The organism is Arthrobacter sp. HMSC06H05, from assembly GCF_001807395.1.
Classification (GTDB): Bacteria; Actinomycetota; Actinomycetes; order Actinomycetales; family Micrococcaceae; genus Pseudoglutamicibacter; species Pseudoglutamicibacter albus.
In genome coordinates this window covers 124,283-146,698 of the sequence record NZ_KV788989.1, presented here as the reverse complement: position 1 = coordinate 146,698, position 22,416 = coordinate 124,283, and the positions used below count along the sequence as shown (strand labels likewise).

Sequence of the window (22,416 nt, the reverse complement as noted above, 5' to 3'; positions counted from 1 at the left end):
ACACAAACCATGCGAAGTAAGAAAGGAAACCAGGACGCTTCACTCAAGAGCGGATACTCACTCTACCACAAGCTTTCCAAGAAAACAAAACCAGGTAAAGCAACCCGGAAACCCTCAACAAGAAAGCAACCATATGGCAGATATGAAACCCGAAACCCCACCAAACCAAAACCAGAAACAAACCTAGCCGGTAGATGAATCCCGAGTCATTGTCCACCAGACACACCGGCAACCGGCACTCCATCCGTGTGGGCAACAGGAAAATACTCTACACACACCCACACCAAAACGCAAAACCACCCACACACCGCTCGCTTCGATCTCGAAAAATCCTTGAGTTTGCGGGCTTAAACGCCCTGGGTGGTCACCGGCTCACTGCCGGTGACCACCCAGGCGAGGAAAGCTAGGCCCTAGTTCTAAGCCCTAATTCAGCTAGATCGTTTCGATGTCGAAACTACTCGTCTTCAGTTCCGTCGCTCGTACGAGCTCCCAACGAAGTGTCGAGGCGCAACAGGCCCGATCCGTCGTTGCCCACCAGCTTGAGCTGGCCGATGATCTCGCTCACAGTGTCCTCTTCCTCAAGCTGCTCGTTGATGAACCAGTCCAGAAGAGGACGCGAATCGATATCGCCAGCGGCATCGGCGGCCCGGTACAGATCGCGGATAGCCTGCGAAACCTTCTTTTCGTGCTCGAGTGCGGCTGTGAAGAGCTCCAACGGGGATGCGTTCTCCGCCACATCCGGAGCCGCGATAGCCCCGATCTTCGGGGCCCCGTCACGGGTCAAGAGATGGTTGATGAACTTATTGGCGTGCTCGATCTCTTCATCGGCCTGCGCGCGCAACCACTTCGCGAAACCCGTGAGGTCCTGCTTATCAGCCTCGATAGCGAGCTGGCGGTACACCATGTTCGCTTCGAATTCGAGGGTGATCTGTTCGTTAACCTTGGCTTCAAAATCAGGTGTCAGTGTCATGATCTTTATGCTACGCTCTTCCCCTCCCGGTTGGAAGGGTTCATCGCTACAGGTGAAACCGGAAGCGGCATCAGCCACATAGACCAAAGCCACATAGACCAAAGCCGCTTTAACCCAAATCCACTTAGACCAAGCGAACCGCGGCGAGCGTTCGGCGTCCGCGACGCAGAATCAGGACGTCCTCCTCGCCGCTACCAGAACCCAAGCCCTCACCGGTTTCGAACGTCGCCTCAGGGTCAGTCACTTTGACGTTGTTCACGTTGATCGCGCCTTCACCCAGCGAACGGCGCGCTTCAGACTTCGACTTAGAGATGCCAGCGGCAACCAGAACATCAACGATATTCGAGCCACTTGCAGCCTCAGCGCCACCCAGCTCAGCAAACACAGCATCGACCGTGCCAGCATCCAACGCCGCAAGCTCACCGGAACCGAACAGGGCCTCGGAAGCATCGATCGCTGCTTGGGTTGCCTCCGGGCCGTGAACCAACGAAGTCACTTCCCATGCGAGGCGCTTCTGCGCTTCACGGCGGAACGGCTCGTCTTCAACCTTCTTCGCGTACTCTTCAATCTCCGCCCGATGCATGAACGTGAAGACCTTCAAACGGTCGATCACATCCGCATCCGAAGTGTTGAGCCAGAACTGATAGAACGTGTACGGCGAGCACATCTCGGCATCCAGCCAGATCGCGTTGCCTTCGGACTTACCGAACTTAGAGCCATCAGAGTTCGTGATGAGCGGGGTGCCGAACGCGTGGACAGACACACCCTCAACACGGCGGATCAGATCCGCGCCGGAGGTCAGGTTGCCCCATTGATCCGAACCACCCGTCTGCAGAACACAGTCGTATTCGCGGTAGAGGTTCAGGTAGTCCATGCCCTGAAGGACTTGGTAGGAGAACTCGGTGTAAGAAATACCTTCATCCGAAGCCAACCGCTTAGCAACGGTCTCTTTACGGATCATGGTTCCCACGCGGAAATACTTACCCACATCGCGCAAGAAGCTTAGCGCCGTGAGGTCCTTGGTCCAGTCGAGGTTGTTGACCATGCGTGCGGCGTTATCGCCCTCGAAGGAAAGAAAACGCTCAATCTGGGAACGCAAACGCTTAACCCATTCCTGAACCGTCTCCGGGGTGTTCAAAACACGCTCGGCCGTCTGACGAGGGTCGCCGATCAAACCGGTCGAGCCACCCACAAGCCCCAACGGCTTATGCCCCGCCAACTGCAGGCGGCGCAGAACCAGGATCTGCACCAAGTTACCCAAGTGCAACGACGGGGCGGTCGGATCGAAGCCACAATAATACGTAATAGGCTCCCCTGCCAGCACCTTCTCCAGGGCCTCCTCATCGGTGGACACGTACATGAGGCCGCGCCACTTCAGCTCCTGGAAAATGTTGTCAAATGAGGGGTCGTTCGTCTGTGCCATTACGTCGGCTTTCTCCTTTTCGGTCACATTGGTCATGCTACCAACCGGACTATTGATCTTCAGTTTGTAACGCCGCCGGCAGATCGCCCTCAGGGGCGATCACCACAAGGTCCTGCGTTGTGCGGGTCATCGCCACATACAGCCCTGCCGCGGTGTGATCTTCGGCCACGATCGCGTTGGGTTCCAGCACAACCACCGCATCGAACTCGAGGCCCTTGGCTTGATCCGTAGTCAACACCACGATGCGCTGGCCGGCCGCCGCATCGCCGGCACCAGTTCCCACCTGGGCACCAAACCGCAGTGATAAAGCCTCCATCGCGGCAGCCTGTTCAGCCTGCGGGCAAATAACCGCGATGAGGCCTTGGCTTGTCTTGTCCATGAAGCGAGCCACGGCATCGCCGGCATGCGTGAGCACCTGCTCGGAGTCTGCGACTTCACACACCATCGGGTCAGTGTCGGCATCCCGCACAGCCTGAGCCGCAGAAATCGGTAGGCCCTCAGCTCGTGCGAGCCTCTCCGCGAGCTCAACCACTTGCCGAGGCGTGCGATAGTTCACGCTGAGTTCCTCCAAGCGGTACCGCTTCCCCACATGCGGCTGCAGCGCATCCGCCCACGAGGAAGCCGAACCCACGGTCGTGGCCTGCGCAATATCACCCACAATCGTGAAGGACTTCAGCGGTCCGCGCCGCATCAGAACCCGCCACTGCATCGCCGTGAGCTCTTGGGCCTCGTCCACAATCACGTGCCCGTAGGTCCATTCCCGGTCGCGTTCGGCCCGCTCGACCGCGCTCAAACCCGTAGCACGGTGCTCGTTGAACTCAAGCAGCATATTTTCATCGACCACACCGTCGACGCCGATCTCTTCAAGCTCCGCGTTGACGTTCTCAAGCGCTTTCTTTGCGTTCTCAACATCGCGCTCGCGCTGCAGTTTCTCAGCGCGCTGCGCACTAGAGGCCACCGGCAACGGCCCCAACAGCTCCGCGGCCTCATCCAGCAGAGGAACATCCGCCTCCGTGAACGCTACGCCCGGCTCACGCAACAATGCCTCACGCGAGGCAGACGAGAGCCGCGGTAGAACCGCATCCAGGACCTCTGGTTTGCTGAACAAGTCCCTTACTAACTGCTCCGGAGTCAACGGCATCCAGCACAGATTCAAGGCAACACGCACATCGCGGCTGGCACGAACATCGCGCTCCAACGCCGCGGTTTCCTGCTCGGAGCCCTGCACACCATCGCTGTCAACAGCGGCTTGGTACAGCTCCAGGATCTCCGCGACCGCGTGATCCACGAACACCTCACGGGCCTTATTGTGCGGCTGGCGGCTCGCACGGGCCGCGGCGAGCGCCCGCTTGATGGTCTTAGGTTTCAGCGTGACGGTGAGGCCCTCGATGGTGAGCTTGCGTTTGCCTGGGATGGTGCGTTGACGTTGCGCCACCGCGCGTTTCATGACCTCGACCATGTGCAGGGAACCCTTGAGGCGGGCCGCCTGCCGGTTGGTTTCCGGCGCACCGTCAACGCCTGGATAGAGGGTCGAGACGGTGGACATGACAACGCCGGTCTCGCCTAGTGAGGGCAGCACGCGTTCGATATAGGACATGAACGTCTGCGATGGACCCAAGATCAATACGCCCGCGCGGCCCAGGCGTTCACGCTGCTCATATAAGAGGTATGCGGCGCGATGCAGTGCGACAGCGGTCTTGCCGGTGCCAGGCCCGCCTTGCACGACCGTGACGCCGCGCATCGGGGCGCGTATGATTCGGTCCTGTTCCGCTTGAATCGTGGCGACGATATCGCCCATCTTGCCCGTTCGGGGAGCGGTCAAGGCCGCGATGAGTGCCCCATCGGAATGTGAGGCACCCTCGGCGGTCGCGAGGTCAGGGTCCAGCACATCGTCCTCGAACGCGGCCACCGTGCGCCCCTTGAGGCTCAGGTGGCGGCGGCGAGCAACCCCCATCGGTTCAAACGGGGTCGCCTGATAGAACGTCGCAGCCTCAGGGGCCCGCCAATCGATCAACAGCCGCTGCTGATCTTCATCCGTGAGCCCAATACGGCCGATGTAGCGGGCGCGCGCCTGTTCAATGACCGGTTCGCCCTCGCGCCACTCGATGTCCTCGCTGCGGTCGATGCGCCCGAAAACCAGACGATGCTCAACGGCTTCCAGCTGAGCGATTCGGTCCTCGTACAGGGCGGCAAAAGAGTCACGTTCTGAAGCGTTCTGAACGCTACCAATCGCGCCCGTGGTTTGAACCTTCTTCAGCTGTTCAACCTTCTGGGTGCGCAACTGATCAACCCGGGCATACAGTTGTGAAACATACTGTTGCTCCGTGCTGTCAGACCGTGACTGTTGCACGCGATATCCCCCTACCTATAGAGCCTGCGTCTGCCTGCAAAGTCCGCGCCTCGCTGTGGATGAGCGAATAAAATGCGCGACCGTCCATTCTACGCGCACGCACACATCATGCCCGCCTCGAGGCGCTTGTCCGCATGCCCTCACATACACTTGATAAGCAGTTCCAACGTGACAGAGATTTCCGATGTGGCGGAGAGTTCCAACGTGACAGAAAGTTCTGATGTGGCGGAAAGGTCTGAAGTGACAGAGTTTCGCACGCCACGACAGTTCACCGCGCGATGTGTGGCTGCACTGCTTGTTATGAGTGTGCCGATGCTGGGTGTGCTGAACGGCTGCGCCGCGGCACACGAAGACGCGCCTGACGAAGCGCCCGCACACACGGAAGGCTCTGATAACCCAACCGAGGGTTCAGCTACGCCGGAATCGGCCCAAGCCAAAGCCTCGACATCGAAGGCCCCCTCGGAGTCGAAGAAACCAGCTGCATCTTCGGCAAGCTCCACAGCGGATGCAGAAGATGACGAGGACGGTGCGCCGGCTCCGCAGATCGCTGACATTCGCTTCGACATCCTGAAAACGCTTGCCACGATGTCAACGTATAAAGCTGACGGAACCACGATGTTCAAAGGGCTCACGATCGACTTCGTGGGTGTTTTCCACCGCCAACCCGCCCACGCTATGGCGCTAGAAGGCCATGTGAGCGGCACCCGCGCGGACGGCCAAATGAACCTCATCCTCGACGATGAGACCATCTACCTCAAAGGCGACCGCGTCTTCTGGAGCAGCCTCGGCGCCGGAGGTGAAAACGGTCAAGACGAAAACGTCGACGACATCCTCGACCACTACGTGACGATGACGCCACAGGAAGCCGAGCTCAAGAACCTCGACCCCGTGAAACTGAGCGACCAAATGCTCTCAACCATCGACTGGGACTCGTTCACCGAGGAAGCAGAGAAGATCCAACTCAACGGCCAGGACGTGTTCAAATACGTCGGCGCCGACGACGTAGTGCTCTACATCGATGTGGACTCCCGCGCGTTAGTTGCCGTGGACACCCGCATCGACGGGCACATCATCCAGTTCAGCCGCTTCAACCAAACCGCCCTGATTCCACAGCCAAAGGAAGACGAAACAGTTCCCTGGTCCACTGACTAGCCAGCGTCCAATGACTAGCTAGCGTCCGGTGGTGAGCGGTCCTCACTGAGTGCGGCGCGCCTGTGTGGCTGACTCGCAGAAGATGTGCCTAGGCTGAGAATTTTGCGGCGGGGTTCGTTTATTTTTCATTTCTATTCAGCAACCCCGTAACGTTAGTCTACGAAACTGACGAAAACTCGTACTTGATACTCTTGAATAGACGAGCACCCTCGATGCATCGCTCATTTGGCGGTTCATCCCACGGAACGAAAGGAACCGTGAGATAAACAATGATGAAGAATAAGCTCCGCGCAGGGCTTGCCGTTCTCTCCCTCTCCGCTCTCGCTTTGACAGCATGCGGCAACGACGGCAACGCGCCTGCTTCGAACAACGGTGAGGCCGGCCAGCAGCAGAACAACAACGCTCAGGGGCAGGCAAAGCCGTTCTCCGAAATCAGCGCTGATGTGAAGCAGCAGTTGCAGAACCTGAAGTCCTACAAGTTGCAGGGCGAGTTCACTGCTTCCGACGGAAAGGTGCAGATTAGCTCGGTCCAAACCGTTGATCCGCAGGTCGCTGCAGACATGAAGATCAAGATGGATATGTCGCAGGGTGGCCAGCAAATCAAGGGTGGCTTTGACATGAAGCTCGTAGGCGACAACATGTACATGAAGTTCGGCGACGACCTTCTAGACAACATTTTCGCCAGCGCAGGTGGTGAGGTGCCACCGCAAATACGCGAGACCTTCGACAAGATGCGCGGTAAATATATGACGATGCCGTTCTCTGAAACAGGCCAGTCAGCTCCAAACGCTTCAGACTTCACCAAGTTCGCTGAGTCGCTTGATATTTCCAAGGTCGAGGACCAAGGTGAGCCTGCAGAGATCAACGGCCAGAGCGCATTCAAATACAAGGGCACTGGAGAAGACGGTGAAACCTTGTTCTTTATCGACGCCGCTGACGGCAAAACCCTCCTCGCTGTTGAAGGTAGCGGCGAAGACATTATGTCGGAAAATCAGCTCAACACCGGCAACACAGGTTCCGGAGCCCCGATGCCAAAGGACCTGAAGGGCCGCGCTCGCATCAGCGACTTCAACCAGGAGTTCAAGATCGAGGCTCCATCCAAGGATGAGACCGTCGACATGAGCGAAATCATGCCTGGCGGAGCGGGAGGACCGGGCGCCTCGGGTAGCGGCTCGGATTCCTAATCCATAGGAGGATAGAAGGTGGCCCGGTCGTCGTATGACGACCGGGCCACCTTCTATCGTGTGTCACCGAACCCGTTTCAGAGAGTTCGGCACCCGTGGGTTACGGTTCAGACGCGCTGCAGAGCGTGCACCTTCCACGGATCGAGTTTCTCTCGGCCACCCAAACCATCCAACTCTAAGACCACAGCAACACCAGCAACGGTGCCGCCGACCTGCTCAACCAATGAGGCCGCCGCAGCTGCGGTGCCGCCGGTGGCTAGCACATCGTCCACTAACAAGACCCGGCCGCCCTTAGGCAAAGCGTCACGGTGAACCTCAAGGGAGGCAGTGCCGTACTCCAGCTGATATTCCCGCGAATACACCTCACGCGGGAGCTTGCCGCCCTTACGCACCGTCATCAGGCCCACACCCGCGGCATACGCGACCGCGGACGCCAACAAGAACCCACGCGCTTCCAAACCAGCCACCGCATCGAACTGACCAGCGAACGGCTCAGCTAACGCATCCACTACCCGATGCAGCCCTTCAGCATCAGCGAAAACCGGGGTCAAATCACGGAACGTGATGCCAGGCTCGGGGTGGTCCGGGATGATCGCACACAAACGATCCAGCAGCTGCTCAATAGATTCCCCTACCGGTTCTTCCACCGGCTTGCGCGGCTGACTAGCCGCATCCCCCGCTTGCGTTCTCTCACGCATCTGCGCTGGATGACTCATGACAGCATCCTTCGACATCAACAGGTGTACTCCTTGAAAAACTCTACGCACGCGGACCAAACGAATCGGAATGCAACGGCCCGTCAGCATACTGACGCACCTGATGCACCGACTTGATGAGGGCCTCCAACTGGCGTGCCACCGCATCCGGAGCCGTGCCACCCTGACCAGAACGAGCCTCGAGCGAGCCGCGCGTGGACAAGACCTCACGCATCTGCGGGGTCATCGCTTCCGATATACCGGCATAGTCTTCATCGGTGAGATCCCACAGCTCGCAATCCTTCGACTCGGCCAGAGACACCGCTTGCCCGGACAGCTCGTGAGCCACACGGAACGGGACACCCTGCTTGACCAGCCACTCGGCAATGTCAGTAGCCAGGGCGAAACCCTGCGGAGCCAGCTCAGCCATCCGCTCCGTATTGAAACGCAACGTAGCGATCATCCCGGAAACCGCAGGCAACAGAATCTCTAGGGTGTCCGCGGCATCGAAAACCGGTTCCTTATCTTCCTGCAGATCACGGTTATACGCGAGCGGAAGAGCCTTCAGTGTGGCCAACAACCCCGTCAGATCACCGATCAGGCGGCCTGTCTTACCGCGAGCTAGCTCAGCGATATCCGGGTTCTTCTTCTGCGGCATAATCGAGGAACCCGTCGAATAACGGTCATCCAAGAACGCGAAGTTCGCTTCCTTGGTCGCCCAGAAAATGATCTCCTCAGAGATCCGCGATAGATCCACCCCGATCATCGCGCACACCCACGCGAACTCTGCATACACATCACGCGAAGCCGTACCATCCAACGAGTTCCACGTAGCGGAGGCGAACCCTAGATCCGCGGCTACCCGGTTAGGGTCCAGCCCCAACGTGTTCCCCGCCAGTGCCCCAGAACCATACGCCGAAACATTAGCGCGCTCATCCCAGTCACGCAGACGCTCTACATCACGCAACAGAGCCCACGCGTGCGCCAACAGATGATGGCTCAACAAGATTGGCTGAGCATGCTGCAGATGCGTACGCCCCGGCATCGGCGCATACGGATGCGCTTGCGCCTGCTGAATCAACGCATCGATAACATCCACAACCCCGCGAGCAATCAAACGGGCGTGGTCACGCAAAAACATGCGGCCTTGCGTTGCGATCTGATCGTTACGCGAACGCCCCGCACGCAACTTCCCACCCAGTTCCGCGCCGGTACGCTCAATCAGGCCACGCTCGAGGGAACCGTGAACATCCTCATCGCTTAAAGCCGGCTGATACGCGCCCGAAACCACGTCCGCATCCAGCTTCTCAAGGCCAGTGAGCATGCCATCGAGCTCATCATCACTCAACAGGCCTGCGCGGTGCAGAACGTGCGCATGCGCCTTCGAACCGGCAATGTCATAGCGAGCCAAACGCCAATCGAAATGCGTTGACTTACTCAACGCGGCCATCGCATCCGACGGGCCATCAGCGAAACGACCACCCCACAACGACCCCTCATTCGTGCCGTGAGGCGCTGCGTTCTGTTCTGCCGTCATGTATTACTCCTTGAAAGGCCGGGTTGCGGGCGCAAAGCACCGCCGTCCATTCTATCTATGGCCACCCCGTCTATGACTGTTCAAAGACACGGAGCCACCCAGGCTTCGTTAAGATGTTGCCTATGAGTGGAACGCACGATGCACACCAAAACGACGCGCAGCCAGGCGATGCGCAGGCTGGCGATGCACAGCCCCTGCACCCGGCTGATCCGCGCCGCCGCTCCGGAACGGACTTCGAAGCAGCAATCGCCGCGCCACCACACGTTGGTGGCACCGGGCCGGCATTGAGTGATGAACAGGTCGAGTTCCTCAACAAGCTCTTCGACATGGCCCGTGAGGGCGACATGTTGCTGGTCGAATACGTCAAGCAGGGTATTCCGGCTGAAATCCAGAACAGCCGCGGCGACACGTTTTTGATCCTTGCCGCCTATTCAGGCCAGAGCGAGCTCGCGCTCGCGCTCATCGACGAGGCCGGCGCCGAGGTCAACTACCTCAATCAGTCGAATCAGTCAGCCCTCACGTGCGCCGTGTTCCGCGGTGACGAGCCACTCGTGCGCGCGCTTCTGGAACGCGGCGCACGGCCCGATGCGGGAGCTCCCAACGCGGTCGATACTGCGAAAACCTTCGGCCAAACAGCGCTACTACCGCTGTTGGAGGGCTCACCCGAGTAGTCGGCGAGCGCAAGCGGGCTAGCTATCAGGCACCCGACGCGTCTATATCGCGCCTGCGATCTCGAGGAATCGGCGGGCCACATCGTCCCCGCCGTGCGGCTCACGCGTGATCACTAACACCGTGTCGTCGCCTGCCACCGTCCCCAGAATCAGAGGGATAGCGGCGCGGTCGATCGCTTGCGCCAAGAAATTTGCGGCCCCTGGCGGGGTGTGGAGAACCGCCATGTTCGCGCTCGAATCAGCTGCGACCAGTAGTTGGGTGCACAGCTGAGCGAGCTTGCCACCCCACGCTTCCGGTTCCCCCGCAGCACTCGCGTGTGGGCGGCTCAACGCGGCGGAGTCCTCACCATCAGCCAACAAACGGTACACGTATCCCGTACCGTTGGCCCCACGCACCCGTACAGCGCCAACATCCAAAAGGTCGCGTGAGAGCGTTCCTTGCGAGACGTGGAAACCCTCGTCAGCAAGAATGTTGACCAGCTCGGCCTGCGAACCCACCGACGCGGTACTGAGGATCTCGCGGATACGCGCCTGCCGGGCTGTCTTGGTGGTCAACTGGGTTGGGGTCTTCAGCCCCGCCGCTGAGCTGTGTGCGGAGCTCTGTGCGGAGCCCGCGGAGGAATGTGCCGTCTCGCTCATGCGCTTCCCTCCTGGTCTTTCGGCGTGTCCGTTGCCAGGCCGGATTCATCCAGCAAGAACGTCAAGAGAGCCTTCTGGGCGTGAAGACGGTTCTCTGCCTCATCGAACACCACCGACTGGGGCCCGTCGATCACCGACTCGGAGATCTCGAAACCGCGGTAGGCCGGCAAACAGTGCAACACGATCGCGTCCGCGGCAGCGTGGCTCATCGCGGCATCATCGACTGCGTAATCCGTGAACAGCTTGAGCCGCTGCTCTTTCTCATCTTCCTGGCCCATCGAGATCCAGGTGTCCGTGGCCACCACGTCGGCGTCTTTCAACGCTTCGACCGGATCAGTTGTCACCACTACACTGCCGCCGGTTTCTTCCGCGCGTTTCTGCGCCTCCGCCACAACGTCCGAGGCCGGAAGATAACCTTCAGGGCCTGCGATCCGCACGTGCATACCCGCGGTCACGCACCCCAAAAGATACGAGTTCGCCATGTTGTTAGCGGCATCGCCAAGGTACGCGATGCTCAAGCCGGCGGTTTTCCCCTTGTGTTCTCGGATGGTCAGCAGGTCAGCAAGGATCTGGCACGGATGGTAGTCATCGGTCAGGGAGTTCACGACCGGGATGCTCGCATGGGCCGCAAACTCCTCGATGTCCGCGTGGGCGAACGTACGCCACACAACGGCAGCAACCATGCGGGAGAAAACCTTCGCCGAATCCTCGATGGTTTCCTTATGCCCCATTTGCGCCTCGCCCGGGTTGATGATGAGCGCGTGCCCGCCCAAGTCAGCGACCCCGGTCGCGAACGAGAGTCGCGTACGGGTTGAGGTCTTATCGAAAATCACGGCCACAGTCTGCGGGCCCGCCAGCGGCGAGCGCGACCACCGCTGAGCTTTCAGGCGCTCAGCCATATCTAGAACCCGGTTCTGTTCCTGAGGGCTCAGATCTGTGTCTTTCAAGAAATGACGTACCGAGCTCATGATTGCGTGCCCTCCTTCTGCGCCGCCTTCACGGCTTCAGCGTGAAACTGTGCTTCAGCGTGAATCTGCGGGAACGCCTCAAGGAATGTCTGTAGCTCATCGCGGGAAATGTTCAGCGGCGGAGCCAAGCGGACCGTCGATGGCCCGGTTGCGTTGATGATGAAACCGGCATCAAGCCCGACGCGGACCATGCGGGGTGCGATCCCCTCGCCCACTTCAACCCCGAGCAGCAAACCCTTACCGTGAACAGACTCCACCTCCGGTAGCTGCGCAAGTTGTTCGGCAAGCCATGCACCCGTTTCTTTGACGTGGGCCAGGATCCCTTCAGACTCCAGAGCCTGAAGGACCGCGAGCCCCGCCGCGGTAGCGACCGGGTTACCGCCAAAGGTCGTCCCGTGCTGGCCTGCGCTCAAACGCTTCGAGTTCTCTTCACCAAACGTGACCAACGCACCCAACGGCATACCGCCACCGAGGCCCTTAGCCAACGTCATCGCATCCGGGGTGACCCGAGCCAACGATGCGAACCACTCGCCTGTGCGCGCGATACCGGTCTGCACCTCATCGACAATCATCAACGCCCCGTGCTCACGGGTCAGTCTACGGACCTCCTCAAGATAGCCCTCGGGAAGCTCACGCACCCCGGCCTCACCCTGAATCGGTTCAACAATCACGGCCTGAACCGTCTCATCCACCGCCTCTGTGAGCGCATCAACATCACCTGGCTCAATCCACTCGACACCAGGTACCAGCGGCTCAAACGGGGCACGGTATTCCGGCTTCCACGTCATAGACAACGCACCTATCGTGCGGCCGTGGAAACCCTGCTTCAAAGCCACGATGCGGGTCCGCGGCTTCTCATCAGTGCCGGCATTGCGGCGGGCCAGCTTGAGTGCCGCCTCATTGGATTCAGTACCCGAATTAGTGAAAAACACGGCAGATCCGGAAGGCGCTTGAGCCAATTTCAAAATCTTCTCGGCCAGCGCCACCTGCGCAGGAGATGTGAAGAAGTTGGAGACATGCCCCAACGCGGAGATCTGCTCAGACACGGCACGCACCACATCAGGGTGCCCGTGTCCCAAAGCGTTGACTGCGATACCGGCCAACAGATCCAGGTACTGATTACCGTCGGCATCCCACACGTACGAGCCCCGCCCACGCACCAGGGGGCGCTGCGGCGTGCCGAACACACCCATGAGGCTTTCCTTGTAGCGTCCTAAAAGGCTCTCATTGGTCTCGCCCGTCTCCGAAGCCGCGCTATGGGAGCCGCTCGCCTCCTGAGCCAGCGCCAACGCTGACTGCGCTACCGCATCGTAATCTTCAACACTCACGTTTCAGCCCTCCTCACCGTTCGGAACCACCTGCGTACCAACGCCAGCGGACGTGAAAATCTCCAACATCATGCTGTGCGGTTTCCGCCCATCCACGATGTGCGCGCGAGACACCCCAGCCTCGATCGCCGCCAAACACGCTGTCATCTTAGGGATCATCCCCGACTCCAGCGAAGGCAACAGTTCAACCAACTCGCTGACGGTCAGCGAAGAAATCAGCGAATCCTTATCCGGCCAATTCGCGTATAGACCCTCAACATCCGTGAGGATCACGAGCTTGGAGGCACCCAACGCGCCAGCGAGAGCCGCGGCGGCGGTATCGGCATTCACATTGAGGACCTCGCCCGTTGGCTGACCCCACGCATCGATCTCCGGGGCGACCGTTGAGATCACAGGGATACGGCCGGCATCGATCAGGTCCTCGACAGCGCTCGGATCAACACCGGTCACCTCCCCCACAAGCCCCAAATCGACCTCGTGACCATCAACCACCGTGCCGCGACGGCTGGCACGCAGCAACTGACCGTCCTCGCCCGAAAGCCCCACGGCATACCGTCCATGCGAGTTGATCAAACCCACCAGCTCGCGGCCCACCTGCCCCGTCAAGACCATCCGCACAATATCCATGGTCTCCGAAGTCGTAACCCGCAGCCCGCCACGGAACTCAGACTCGACACCCAGACGGTCCAGCATCGCGTTGATCTGCGGCCCACCCCCATGAACCACGACCGGATGAACACCCATGTGATGCAGAAACACGATGTCTTGAGCGAACGCTTCCCGCAACTGGTCATTGATCATCGCGTTGCCGCCATACTTGATGACCATGCGCGTTCCAGCGAAACGCTGAATCCACGGCAGAGCCTCAACCAGCGCCTCCGCTTTGCGGGCGGCGAGCGCGAGGCGTTCCGCTTGGGAACGCTGATTGATCGGCGTCTTAATCGACGATGTCTGCGGTGCCGGGTTGTCTGGAGCTGGGTTCTGTTGGGCGGGGTCTTGTGGGCCGGGGTCTGGGGTGCTCACGAGGTTTCCTTATCGGTTGAGGGGCGGTAGCGACGGGTGCGGTGAGCTCAGGTTGAGTACGCGGAGTTTTCTTCGACGTAGTCGTGGGTGAGGTCGTTGGTCCAGATCGTCGCCGTTGCCTCACCTGCGTGCAGGTCGATTTCGACGTGCACGTCACGTTGGGCTGATAAGTCCACGAGCTCGCGGGAGTCCCCTACCCCGCCGTTGCGGGCAACCCAGACGCCGTTCATGGCTACGCTGAGGTTCTCGGGTTCGAAGACGGCTTGTGTGGTGCCGACCTCGGAGACCACGCGGCCCCAGTTCGGGTCGTTGCCGAAGATCGCGGTCTTGAAGAGGTTGGAGCGCGCCACAGCACGGGAGACTTCGAGTGCATCGGCCTCGGAGGCTGCGTTGATGGTTGTGACAGCGATGTCGTGGCTTGCGCCTTCCGCGTCGCTGACCAGCTGGCGTGCAAGGTCTACGCAGAGGGATGCGAGCAACTGCTCGAATTCCTCATCCACCTTGACACCGGATGCGCCTGAGCTCATGATCAGCACGGTGTCATTCGTGGACATGCAACCATCCGAATCAGCCCGGTTGAAGGACACTTCGACAGCTTGCTGCAGCGCGGCTTCAAGCCTGTGCTGCTCAATCTCCGCATCGGTTGTGATGCACACGAGCATCGTCGCGAGCCCCGGTGCCAACATCCCGGCGCCCTTGGCCATCCCGCCGATCGTGTAGCCGGCCTCAGCAGTCACCTGAGCCTGCTTAGCGACGGTGTCGGTAGTCATGATCGCGTGGGCCGCATCCGCCCCACCATCAACCGATAGCTGCTTGAACGCCTCATCCGTGCCGGCTAACAAGGTATCCATCGGGAGCAGGACACCGATCATGCCGGTGGAGGCGACCTGAACCTGGTCAGGCTCACAACCCAACAGGTCCGAGACGTGCTGGCGGGTAGCCAACGCATCCGCGAGCCCCTGCTGACCAGTGCACGCGTTTGCGCCACCCGAGTTCAAAACCATCGCGTGCGCAGAACGGTTGCGTTCCAGCGCGGCACGCGAAACACGCACCGGGGCCGCGCACACGCGGTTAGTCGTGAACACTCCCGCGGCTACATAGTCCGGGCCGTCATTGACAACCAACGCAACATCTGGCGTACCTGAAGGCTTCAAACCTGCGGTGACGCCCGAGGCCCGGAAACCCTTCGCGGCCGTCACGCCCGCGAGCTCGCGGGCGGCATCTGCTGAGGTGTATTCCGGAAGCGGTTCAACGCTGACATGTTTGCTCATTACGGAGCCATACCTTCCTGCTGCAAACCAGCATGTTCTTCCAATCCGAGCGCAAGGTTCATCGACTGAACCGCGCCCCCTGCGGTCCCCTTGGTCAGGTTGTCCACCACCGCGGTCACGATGACGCGGCCGGCGTGCGCATCGAAGGCCAGCTGCATCTCAACATGGTTAGAGCCTGCAACGTTTTTGGTGTGCGGCCACTGACCTTCAGGCAGAACATGCACAAACCGCTCGTTTTGATACATGTTCACCCACGCCTCACGCAGTTGCTCTGCGCTCACGCCGGGCTTGACGCGGGCGGTGGCCGTGGTGAGGATTCCACGCGGCATCGGGGCCAGCGTTGGTGTGAAAGAAACCTGGACAGGTTCACCGGCTAGCGCGCTCAGGCCCTGTTCGATCTCCGGGGTGTGCCGATGCATCCCACCGACGCCGTACGGGCTCATCCCGCCCATCGTCTCCGCACCCAGCAGATGCGGTTTGAGGGACTTGCCGGCACCTGAGGTACCGGAGGCCGCAACAATGACAACATCCTGCGGTTCTAAGAGCCCCGCCGCCATCCCCGGGGCGAGTGCCAGCTGCGCTGAGGTCGGATAGCAACCAGGTACCGCGATGCGTTTGGTGCCGCGAAGCTTCTCGCGATGCCCCGGTAGCTCAGGCAGGCCATACGGCCACGAACCAGCATGTTCACTTCCATAGAACTTCTCCCATGCAACTGGGTCTTCGAGGCGGTGATCCGCTGCCGCATCGATCACCAACACGTCCTCGCCAAGCTGCTCAGCGATCTCGGCGGAAGCTCCGTGCGGCAATGCCAGGAACACCACATCGTGGCCAGCGAGAGTCTCAGCGTTCGTAGGTTCAACCACCCTCTCTACCAACGAACGCAAGTGCGGCTGCGAAACACCCAACCGCTCGCCTGCGCTCGAATGCGCCGTGACTGCGCCAATGCTGACATGTGGATGTTGGGTGAGCAGGCGCAAAACCTCGCCGCCAGCGTAACCTGTGGCTCCCGAAACCGCTACCGAATACGTCATAAGCACATGATACGCCGCCATATTCACTCCAACGAATAGTTATGCAATGATGACGGGCCGGGAATGATCCCTACCTCCACCCCGCTATAAGCGTTGAGTTGCGTTCTATCAGAGCGCGAGAATCTCGAATCAAAAAAATATGCAAAGGAGGCCAGCATGGCCCGCGCGATCCAGATGAAACACACCGGAGGCCCCGAGGTCCTCACCCTCACCGACATCGAGGTTCCCGAACCGGGCGAAAACCAGGTTCTGATCAAGGTCGCTGCCGCAGGCGTGAACTTCATCGAGACGTACCAGCGTAGCGGCGTCTATTCCGTGGACCTGCCGTTCATTCCCGGCAGCGAAGGTGCTGGCACCGTGGCCGCGGTAGGGCCGGGTGTGACTAACTTCTCGGTTGGGGATGCTGTCGCGACCGCAGGTGGGCGCGGGTCTTATTCCGAATACATGCTCGTTGAGGAGAGCAAGCTCGCGCGCATCCCGGACGGGCTCGACCTCACGACCGCGGCAGCGTTACCGTTGCAGGGCTTCACGAGCCACTACCTCATCAACTCGACCTATAACGTCCAAGAGGGCGATGTGGTTCTCACGACCGCCGGCGCCGGCGGTGTGGGTGGGCTCATGACGCAGATGCTCAAAGCCAAGGGCGCGACCGTGATCACCACAACCTCTAGTGACGAAAAAGCCGCGATCGCGAAATCCAAAGGCGCGGACTACGTACTCAAATACGATGAAGTGCCTCAGAAGGTCCTGGAGGTTACCGACGGCCGCGGCGTGGATGTCGCCTACGACGGCGTCGGGAAAGACACGTTTGACAACTCACTGGCAAGCCTGCGGACCCGCGGGATGCTCGTGCTCTTCGGAGGCGCATCCGGACAGGTTCCGCCCTTCGACCTACAACGTCTGAACGCCCAAGGCTCGATCAGCGTCTGCCGGCCGTCACTAGCTCACTATTGCCTCACCGTCGAAGAGCTCCAGTGGCGGGCCAACGACGTATTCGGGATGCTCGCCGACGGTGAACTCGAGGTCAGCATCGGAGGCACCTACGACCTCGCCGACGCCGCCCAAGCCCACGCCGACCTCGAAAGCGGCAAGACAACCGGCAAACTCGTGCTCACCATCTAATCCAACGCAAACGTACTGATCCAATACAGACATGATCGGGGCGGTGCCGTGTGACACCGCCCCGATCATCTGTTCACTGCATTAGCTACACGCTGTATTAGCTACATATTGCGCTAGCCGTTCGCCACGCTAACCGCGCAGTTGGGCCCCGTATTTCTCGGCCGCCAGCTGCACTGCCGCTTGGCGGGCTTCGGAGGCCTCGTCGGCTGTCAGCGTCCTGTCAGCAGCGCGGAAACGCATACCGAACGCGAGCGACTTCTGGCCTTCTTCGATGCCCTTGCCGCGGTAGTCATCGAACAGTTCGATGTGCTCCAGCAGCTCGCCGGCGCCCTCACGCAACGTCTCGAGGACATCGGCGGCAGGGGTATCTGCCGCCAACGTCAACGCAACATCCTGCGTAGCGGCAGGGAACGTCGTGAGCGGCTCAGCGATCACGGCTTCCGGCATCCGGTTGATCAACGCCTCGGCGTCCAGTTCCATCGCGACCATGCGTTCCGGCAGGTCTTGGGAGGCCAACCAGTCAGGGTGAAGTTCCCCGGCCCAGCCCACGAGCTGGCCGTCCTTCGTCTCAAGACGCGCGGCACGGCCCGGGTGGAACGAGTGGTGGCTGCCCTGGCGGACCACGAGCTCAACACCCAACGTGTCAGCGACGAGGCGCGCGGCATCGATTGCGTCCGCCCAGTCCCACGCGCGTTCGGTCTCGCCGAGAACCGCGCGGGAGGCCTTACCGACCATGACAGCAGCGATGTGCCACGGCTGAACAGGGACGGTCGCGTTCAGCTCCGCGAGCACATCCGCCGATGGGCGCTCCCCGCCCGCAGGCAACTCGACCGGGCCCTGCATCTCGGCAGGCAAGAACACAAGCCCACCTTCGAAGAGTGCGAGGTCACGGAAGCCGCGGCCGTTATTGCGGCGCGCGATCTCGATGAGCCCCGACAGAAGCGACAAGCGCATCCAGCCGTATTCGGAAGACACCGGGTTGGCGAGGCGCACAGCCTCAACCTCGGCGTCGGCTTCAGTGGAACCGAACGCCGCGTTCTGAGCCTGGGACACGAACGGGTACGCGAGCACCTCGGTCATGCCGGCGCCGGCGAGCGCATCGCTGATGCGGCGGCGGCTGCGTTGAGCCACGGTCAGCCCACGGCCTGGCGGTGGAACCGGGATTGAGGAAGGGATGTTTTCGTAGCCGACCACGCGCGCGATCTCTTCGACGACGTCATCAGCGATGGTCATGTCTGGACGCCACAGCGGAACGGTGACGTCCCCGCCTTCATCGGTGCGGTTGAGTTCGCAGCCAACACCTTCGAGCGCGGATACGATTTGTTCCTCGGTGTATTCGATGCCGACGCGCTCGGCCGGGTAGTGCGCCGGAACGTGGATGAGCGTTGGCTCTGGGCGTTCGCCCACGTCTGCGCCCTTGCCGGTGTCGCGGCCGCCCGCGAGCTCGACCAGCAGGTCCACGACGCGCTGGGCGGCCACGGAGGCCATGTCCCAGTCCACGCCGCGCTCGTTGCGCTTAGCGGCCTCGGACGGCAGCTTGTGGCGGCGACGGCTGCGACCCGTGCTGACGGGGTCGAAGTTCGCTGCCTCAATCACGATCGTGCGGGTCTCATCCGAGACCTCGGTGGAGGCGCCACCCATGACGCCGGCGATGCCGATCGCCCCGGATTCGTCCGCGATCACGAGGTCCTCAGGGTTGAGTTCGCGTTCCTTCTCATCCAGCGTCACGAGCTTCTCGCCTGCCTCGGCGCGGCGCACTGTGATGCCGCCGGTGAGCTTATCGCGGTCGTAGCAGTGGGTCGGCTGCCCGAGCTCCCACATGACGTAGTTGGATATGTCCACCGGAAGCGAGACCGGACGCATGCCCGCAAGGCGCAAACGCTCAGCCATCCAGCTTGGGGTGGTCGCTTCCGGGTCGATGTCGGTGACGACGCGGGTCACGAAGCGCGTGCAGCCCTGGACGCCGCGGATCGGCGCTTGATCCTCGATGCGGGTCTCAACTTCGGCCTCGGTCGGCGCGGCCACGGTGACCTTGGATGCCGGGTCGGTGAACGATGTGCCGGTGGCCAACGCGTATTCGCGGGCTACGCCGCGGATCGAGAAGCAGTAGCCGCGGTCCGGGGTCACGTTGATTTCAGCGGCTTCATCCGTGAAGCCGAGCAACGGAAGCGCGTCCTGGCCGATCTCCGGGTCCAGGCCGAGGTCTGAGAACACGAGGATGCCGTCGTGGTCATCGCCCAAGCCGAGCTCGCGAGCCGAAGCCATCATGCCGGCCGAAACGTGACCGTAGGTCTTGCGCGGGCTGATGCGGAAATCCCCTGGCAGCACAGCGCCAGGCAAGGTCACGACGACCTTGTCCCCCACATCGAAGTTGTGGGCGCCACACACGATCCCCTGAACACCGGACGGATCGATGCCTTCGCCCGTCAACGTCTGCTCCTGACCTTCCGGCACAACACGCACAGAGCACCAGTTGATCGTCTTACCGTTCTTCTGTTCCTCCGGTTCACGGCTGAGTACCTGGCCAACCACGATCGGGCCGGTCAGCTCATCGAGGGGACGGTGAACGGCCTCTTCCTCAAGGCCCACACGGACCACATCGTTCATGAGGTCTTCCGCGCGAGCACCCTCAGGCAGTTCGGTGAACTCACGCAACCAAGAAAGTGGAATACGCATTGCTTAGATCTCCATCCCGAAGTGCTGGCTGAAGCGGATATCGCCCTCGATCATGTCGTGCATGTCAGGGACCATGTTGCGGAACATCAGGGTGCGTTCAACACCCATACCGAACGCGAACCCCGAGTACACGTCCGGGTCGATGCCGCCGGAACGCAGAACGTTCGGGTGCACCATGCCGCAGCCGCCCCATTCGATCCACTGCGGGCCGCCCTTAGCGTTCGGATGCCAAATATCCAGCTCAGCGGATGGCTCCGTGAACGGGAAGTAGGACGGACGCAAACGGATCTTCGCTTCCACGCCGAACATCTGGCGTGCGAAGTGCTCGAGCGTGCCTTTGAGGTCCGCCATAGTGAGGCCTTGATCCACTGCGAGACCCTCAAACTGGTGGAAAACCGGGGTGTGAGTCGCGTCCAGCTCATCGGTGCGGAACGTGCGGCCCGGACACAAGACATAGATCGGGACGTCGCGGTCCAGCATCGAACGCACCTGAACCGGCGACGTGTGGGTGCGCAAAACCAGGTGCTGGGACGGCGGGTCCACGAAGAACGTGTCCTGCATTTCGCGTGCCGGGTGGTCCTGGTCAAAGTTCAGCGCATCGAAGTTGTACCACTCGGATTCAACCTCGGGGCCCTCGGCGATCTCCCATCCCATGCCGACGAACACGTCCGAAACGCGCTCCTGCAGAAGCGAGAGCGGGTGGCGTGCACCTAAGACGGTGCGGCGCGGCTGAGCCGTGACATCCACGGTCTCTTCACGCAAACGACGGGCCGCACGCTCCGCTTCAAGAACCTCGGTGCGTGCCGCCAACGCCTTATTGATGCGGCCCTTGGCGCCACCGAGCAGCTTACCGGCGGTTGCCTTGTCCTTATTTTCAAGCTTGCCGATGCCGCGGTTAGCGAGCGTGATCGGCGCTTTGTCACCCAGGTGAGCCAGGCGTGCGGCTTTCAGCTCGTCAAGATCGCTTGCCTTCTCGAACGCCGTCAACGCGGCCGCAACAACAGCCTCAACGGCGGCTTCATCAGTCGGATGCGGAACCGGCGGAATCTCTGTAGCTACCTGCGCTGGAGACTCTGGCACAGCAGTTTCTTTCTCCATGGATGTTAGTCAGTCCTATCTATACGAAAGAAGTGGCGACGCTTACGCGTTCCCCTCGGCAGCATCGGTGCCCGCGGTGTTTGGCTTCGCGGTATTTGACGACTTAGACGTCTTCTTGCTTGGAATGACGGCCAGAGCAACCATCAGAGCGGCCGCGATAACGCCCAGCACGAAGATCACAACTGAAAGCCAGATCGGTGTCTGATCAACCGTGGTTGCGGGACGGGTTTCAGCGGTGAGAAACTCCGGAGCCTCATTCGCCTTGACAGCTTCTTCAAGGTTCTCGGTAGTCCATGTGGCAGTGTTGCCGCTAATCTGGCCACCGGTATTCGCCTCAGTGATCGCCGCTGGCAGAGTCAAGTTGAGCTCTGCAACGGTGCCCTGCTGCTGGTTGCCGGCAATAACCATCGGATACACCTGCGCGAGATATGTTCCATCACTGGTGTACTCGGCCTGAACCGCGACGAGATCGGTGACTTCTTGCATCGTGAGGTCTTCTGCGATCAGATGCGCGTCCTGCTCCGATTTCTCGACGACCTTCAGTTTCTTCTCATCAATGCCGACCCGTGAAGCCAGCACCTGCTTGACCCCCTCGAGCTGGGCTTTAGCCGAGAACTTATCGTCCCCGCCCGCCTTGCGCTGTTCCTGCAGCATCTTTTCGGTCAGCTCAAGCTGCACATCGACGTTCCCCTCGAGCTTCTCCGGAGTCCGGACGTCAGCCTCGAGCTCGACATCGTACGTGAATTTATTCACCTCAGGCTTTGCATTCGATGCGCCATCACCTCCGGCAGAGCAACCAGTCAGCACCATAGCGCCAGCGAAAAGTGCCGCGGTCATTGCACGGAAAGATTTGGTGAACTTCATAATCTCCTACTTTGTACGACGGCTGAGACTGGACACTGCATGGCTAGGCGCTTCAAGGCCACAGCCAGGCAGCTCCATAGGGGACGGCCATATATAGCCTAATTGGTGCCGCCATGTTTACAGAAAGCACATTGCGGCAAGTCCCCCGCCACTGCTTCAAGAGAAGGTGCCGCGAACGGGAAGTAGGACGGATAGAAACGGGCGCAAACGGGTCACGTCCTCGCTTATGCGTTGCCCTCAGCGGCATCGGCCCCGGTGTCCGCTCCGGTGTCCGCTCCGGTGTCCGCTCCGGTGTCCGGCTTCGATGCTTTCTTTCTTGGAGTGACGGCCAGAGCAACCATCAGAGCGGCCGCGATGACACCGAGCACGAAGATCACAGCTGAGAGCCAGATCGGTGTCTGATCAACCGTGGTT

At 60.7% G+C, this 22,416-nt stretch carries 20 protein-coding genes; 5 read left to right on the top strand and 15 right to left on the bottom strand.

Annotated features, from left to right (window positions below; translation table 11 throughout):
- On the top strand, window positions 1–198 hold a 198-nt coding region (locus tag HMPREF3160_RS10105; RefSeq protein WP_218078979.1), incomplete at its 5' end, for a hypothetical protein.
- A gap of 256 nt (window positions 199–454) precedes the next feature.
- Here the strand turns inward: HMPREF3160_RS10105 and HMPREF3160_RS07760 are convergent.
- From HMPREF3160_RS07760 to HMPREF3160_RS07750, 3 genes are all read right to left on the bottom strand, one after another.
- A complete protein-coding gene (locus HMPREF3160_RS07760) occupies window positions 455–970 on the bottom strand; it encodes a ferritin (protein WP_035757376.1) in 516 nt (171 codons plus the stop codon).
- 124 nt (window positions 971–1,094) lie between these two features.
- On the bottom strand, window positions 1,095–2,393 hold the full coding sequence (gene tyrS / locus HMPREF3160_RS07755) for a tyrosine--tRNA ligase (protein WP_256174179.1): 1,299 nt from the start codon (window positions 2,391–2,393) through the stop codon (window positions 1,095–1,097).
- A 49-nt stretch (window positions 2,394–2,442) separates the two neighbouring features.
- A complete protein-coding gene (locus HMPREF3160_RS07750) occupies window positions 2,443–4,743 on the bottom strand; it encodes a HelD family protein (RefSeq protein ID WP_070507857.1) in 2,301 nt (766 codons plus the stop codon).
- A gap of 282 nt (window positions 4,744–5,025) precedes the next feature.
- On the opposite strand from HMPREF3160_RS07750, the gene HMPREF3160_RS07745 reads away from it, so the two are divergent.
- Both HMPREF3160_RS07745 and HMPREF3160_RS07740 read left to right on the top strand, forming a co-directional pair.
- On the top strand, window positions 5,026–5,895 hold the full coding sequence (locus HMPREF3160_RS07745; protein ID WP_141739873.1) for a hypothetical protein: 870 nt from the start codon (window positions 5,026–5,028) through the stop codon (window positions 5,893–5,895).
- Between the two features lie 269 nt (window positions 5,896–6,164).
- Window positions 6,165–7,079: a hypothetical protein gene (locus HMPREF3160_RS07740; RefSeq protein WP_035757466.1), complete on the top strand. Its 915-nt coding sequence runs from the start codon at window positions 6,165–6,167 to the stop codon at window positions 7,077–7,079.
- Window positions 7,080–7,186: 107 nt separating this feature from the next.
- Here the strand turns inward: HMPREF3160_RS07740 and HMPREF3160_RS07735 are convergent, their stop codons facing one another.
- On the bottom strand, window positions 7,187–7,795 hold the full coding sequence (locus HMPREF3160_RS07735; protein ID WP_256174178.1) for an adenine phosphoribosyltransferase: 609 nt from the start codon (window positions 7,793–7,795) through the stop codon (window positions 7,187–7,189).
- Window positions 7,796–7,838: 43 nt separating this feature from the next.
- Window positions 7,839–9,311: an argininosuccinate lyase gene (gene argH, locus HMPREF3160_RS07730; RefSeq protein WP_070490743.1), complete on the bottom strand. Its 1,473-nt coding sequence runs from the start codon at window positions 9,309–9,311 to the stop codon at window positions 7,839–7,841.
- Window positions 9,312–9,433: 122 nt separating this feature from the next.
- On the opposite strand from argH, the gene HMPREF3160_RS10100 reads away from it, so the two are divergent.
- Window positions 9,434–9,982 (top strand): ankyrin repeat domain-containing protein, encoded by a 549-nt coding sequence (locus HMPREF3160_RS10100; RefSeq protein ID WP_218078978.1) that lies wholly within the window; start codon window positions 9,434–9,436, stop codon window positions 9,980–9,982.
- 42 nt (window positions 9,983–10,024) lie between these two features.
- Here the strand turns inward: HMPREF3160_RS10100 and HMPREF3160_RS07720 are convergent, their stop codons facing one another.
- The 6 genes from HMPREF3160_RS07720 to argC form a co-directional block, all read right to left on the bottom strand.
- The gene (locus HMPREF3160_RS07720) at window positions 10,025–10,621 is read right to left on the bottom strand and encodes an arginine repressor (RefSeq protein WP_083285549.1); all 597 of its coding nucleotides are present in this window, start codon (window positions 10,619–10,621) and stop codon (window positions 10,025–10,027) included.
- Window positions 10,618–11,589 (bottom strand): ornithine carbamoyltransferase, encoded by a 972-nt coding sequence (gene argF, locus HMPREF3160_RS07715; RefSeq protein ID WP_070507853.1) that lies wholly within the window; start codon window positions 11,587–11,589, stop codon window positions 10,618–10,620. Before argF ends, HMPREF3160_RS07720 begins: the two co-directional genes overlap by 4 nt.
- A complete protein-coding gene (locus HMPREF3160_RS07710) occupies window positions 11,586–12,872 on the bottom strand; it encodes an acetylornithine transaminase (RefSeq protein ID WP_052048649.1) in 1,287 nt (428 codons plus the stop codon). Before HMPREF3160_RS07710 ends, argF begins: the two co-directional genes overlap by 4 nt.
- Before the next feature lie 48 nt (window positions 12,873–12,920).
- Window positions 12,921–13,847 (bottom strand): acetylglutamate kinase, encoded by a 927-nt coding sequence (gene argB, locus HMPREF3160_RS07705; RefSeq protein WP_070507881.1) that lies wholly within the window; start codon window positions 13,845–13,847, stop codon window positions 12,921–12,923.
- 140 nt (window positions 13,848–13,987) lie between these two features.
- Window positions 13,988–15,211 (bottom strand): bifunctional glutamate N-acetyltransferase/amino-acid acetyltransferase ArgJ, encoded by a 1,224-nt coding sequence (argJ, locus tag HMPREF3160_RS07700; RefSeq protein ID WP_083285548.1) that lies wholly within the window; start codon window positions 15,209–15,211, stop codon window positions 13,988–13,990.
- Window positions 15,211–16,242 carry an N-acetyl-gamma-glutamyl-phosphate reductase gene (gene argC, locus HMPREF3160_RS07695; protein WP_035757476.1) on the bottom strand — a complete coding sequence of 344 codons (1,032 nt, stop codon included), beginning with the start codon at window positions 16,240–16,242 and terminating at the stop codon, window positions 15,211–15,213. Before argC ends, argJ begins: the two co-directional genes overlap by 1 nt.
- Window positions 16,243–16,398: 156 nt before the next feature.
- Here argC and HMPREF3160_RS07690 point away from each other — a divergent pair, with 156 nt between their 5' ends.
- Window positions 16,399–17,364 carry a quinone oxidoreductase family protein gene (locus tag HMPREF3160_RS07690; RefSeq protein WP_070507850.1) on the top strand — a complete coding sequence of 322 codons (966 nt, stop codon included), beginning with the start codon at window positions 16,399–16,401 and terminating at the stop codon, window positions 17,362–17,364.
- A gap of 129 nt (window positions 17,365–17,493) precedes the next feature.
- Here HMPREF3160_RS07690 and pheT read toward each other — a convergent pair whose 3' ends face one another.
- The 4 genes from pheT to HMPREF3160_RS10030 form a co-directional block, all read right to left on the bottom strand.
- Complete coding sequence (pheT, locus tag HMPREF3160_RS07685; protein WP_070507849.1) at window positions 17,494–20,040, bottom strand: phenylalanine--tRNA ligase subunit beta; 2,547 nt, start codon at window positions 20,038–20,040, stop codon at window positions 17,494–17,496.
- Between the two features lie 3 nt (window positions 20,041–20,043).
- On the bottom strand, window positions 20,044–21,138 hold the full coding sequence (gene pheS / locus HMPREF3160_RS07680; RefSeq protein ID WP_070507847.1) for a phenylalanine--tRNA ligase subunit alpha: 1,095 nt from the start codon (window positions 21,136–21,138) through the stop codon (window positions 20,044–20,046).
- A 42-nt stretch (window positions 21,139–21,180) separates the two neighbouring features.
- Window positions 21,181–22,002 carry a hypothetical protein gene (locus tag HMPREF3160_RS07675; protein ID WP_070507845.1) on the bottom strand — a complete coding sequence of 274 codons (822 nt, stop codon included), beginning with the start codon at window positions 22,000–22,002 and terminating at the stop codon, window positions 21,181–21,183.
- A gap of 224 nt (window positions 22,003–22,226) precedes the next feature.
- On the bottom strand, window positions 22,227–22,416 hold a 190-nt coding region (locus HMPREF3160_RS10030), incomplete at its 5' end, for a hypothetical protein (protein WP_218078977.1).

What these genes read in the sequence shown, in the direction of transcription:
- HMPREF3160_RS07760 (WP_035757376.1), bottom strand. Translation starts at nt 970, where the DNA reads ATGACACTGACACCTGATTTTGAAGCCAAGGTTAACGAACAGATCACC.
- tyrS (WP_256174179.1), bottom strand. Translation starts at nt 2,393, where the DNA reads ATGGCACAGACGAACGACCCCTCATTTGACAACATTTTCCAGGAGCTG.
- HMPREF3160_RS07740 (WP_035757466.1), top strand. Translation starts at nt 6,165, where the DNA reads ATGATGAAGAATAAGCTCCGCGCAGGGCTTGCCGTTCTCTCCCTCTCC.
- HMPREF3160_RS07735 (WP_256174178.1), bottom strand. Translation starts at nt 7,795, where the DNA reads ATGAGTCATCCAGCGCAGATGCGTGAGAGAACGCAAGCGGGGGATGCG.
- argH (WP_070490743.1), bottom strand. Translation starts at nt 9,311, where the DNA reads ATGACGGCAGAACAGAACGCAGCGCCTCACGGCACGAATGAGGGGTCG.
- HMPREF3160_RS10100 (WP_218078978.1), top strand. Translation starts at nt 9,434, where the DNA reads ATGAGTGGAACGCACGATGCACACCAAAACGACGCGCAGCCAGGCGAT.
- HMPREF3160_RS07720 (WP_083285549.1), bottom strand. Translation starts at nt 10,621, where the DNA reads ATGAGCGAGACGGCACATTCCTCCGCGGGCTCCGCACAGAGCTCCGCA.
- argF (WP_070507853.1), bottom strand. Translation starts at nt 11,589, where the DNA reads ATGAGCTCGGTACGTCATTTCTTGAAAGACACAGATCTGAGCCCTCAG.
- argJ (WP_083285548.1), bottom strand. Translation starts at nt 15,211, where the DNA reads ATGAGCAAACATGTCAGCGTTGAACCGCTTCCGGAATACACCTCAGCA.
- argC (WP_035757476.1), bottom strand. Translation starts at nt 16,242, where the DNA reads ATGACGTATTCGGTAGCGGTTTCGGGAGCCACAGGTTACGCTGGCGGC.
- HMPREF3160_RS07690 (WP_070507850.1), top strand. Translation starts at nt 16,399, where the DNA reads ATGGCCCGCGCGATCCAGATGAAACACACCGGAGGCCCCGAGGTCCTC.
- pheT (WP_070507849.1), bottom strand. Translation starts at nt 20,040, where the DNA reads ATGCGTATTCCACTTTCTTGGTTGCGTGAGTTCACCGAACTGCCTGAG.
- pheS (WP_070507847.1), bottom strand. Translation starts at nt 21,138, where the DNA reads ATGGAGAAAGAAACTGCTGTGCCAGAGTCTCCAGCGCAGGTAGCTACA.
- HMPREF3160_RS07675 (WP_070507845.1), bottom strand. Translation starts at nt 22,002, where the DNA reads ATGAAGTTCACCAAATCTTTCCGTGCAATGACCGCGGCACTTTTCGCT.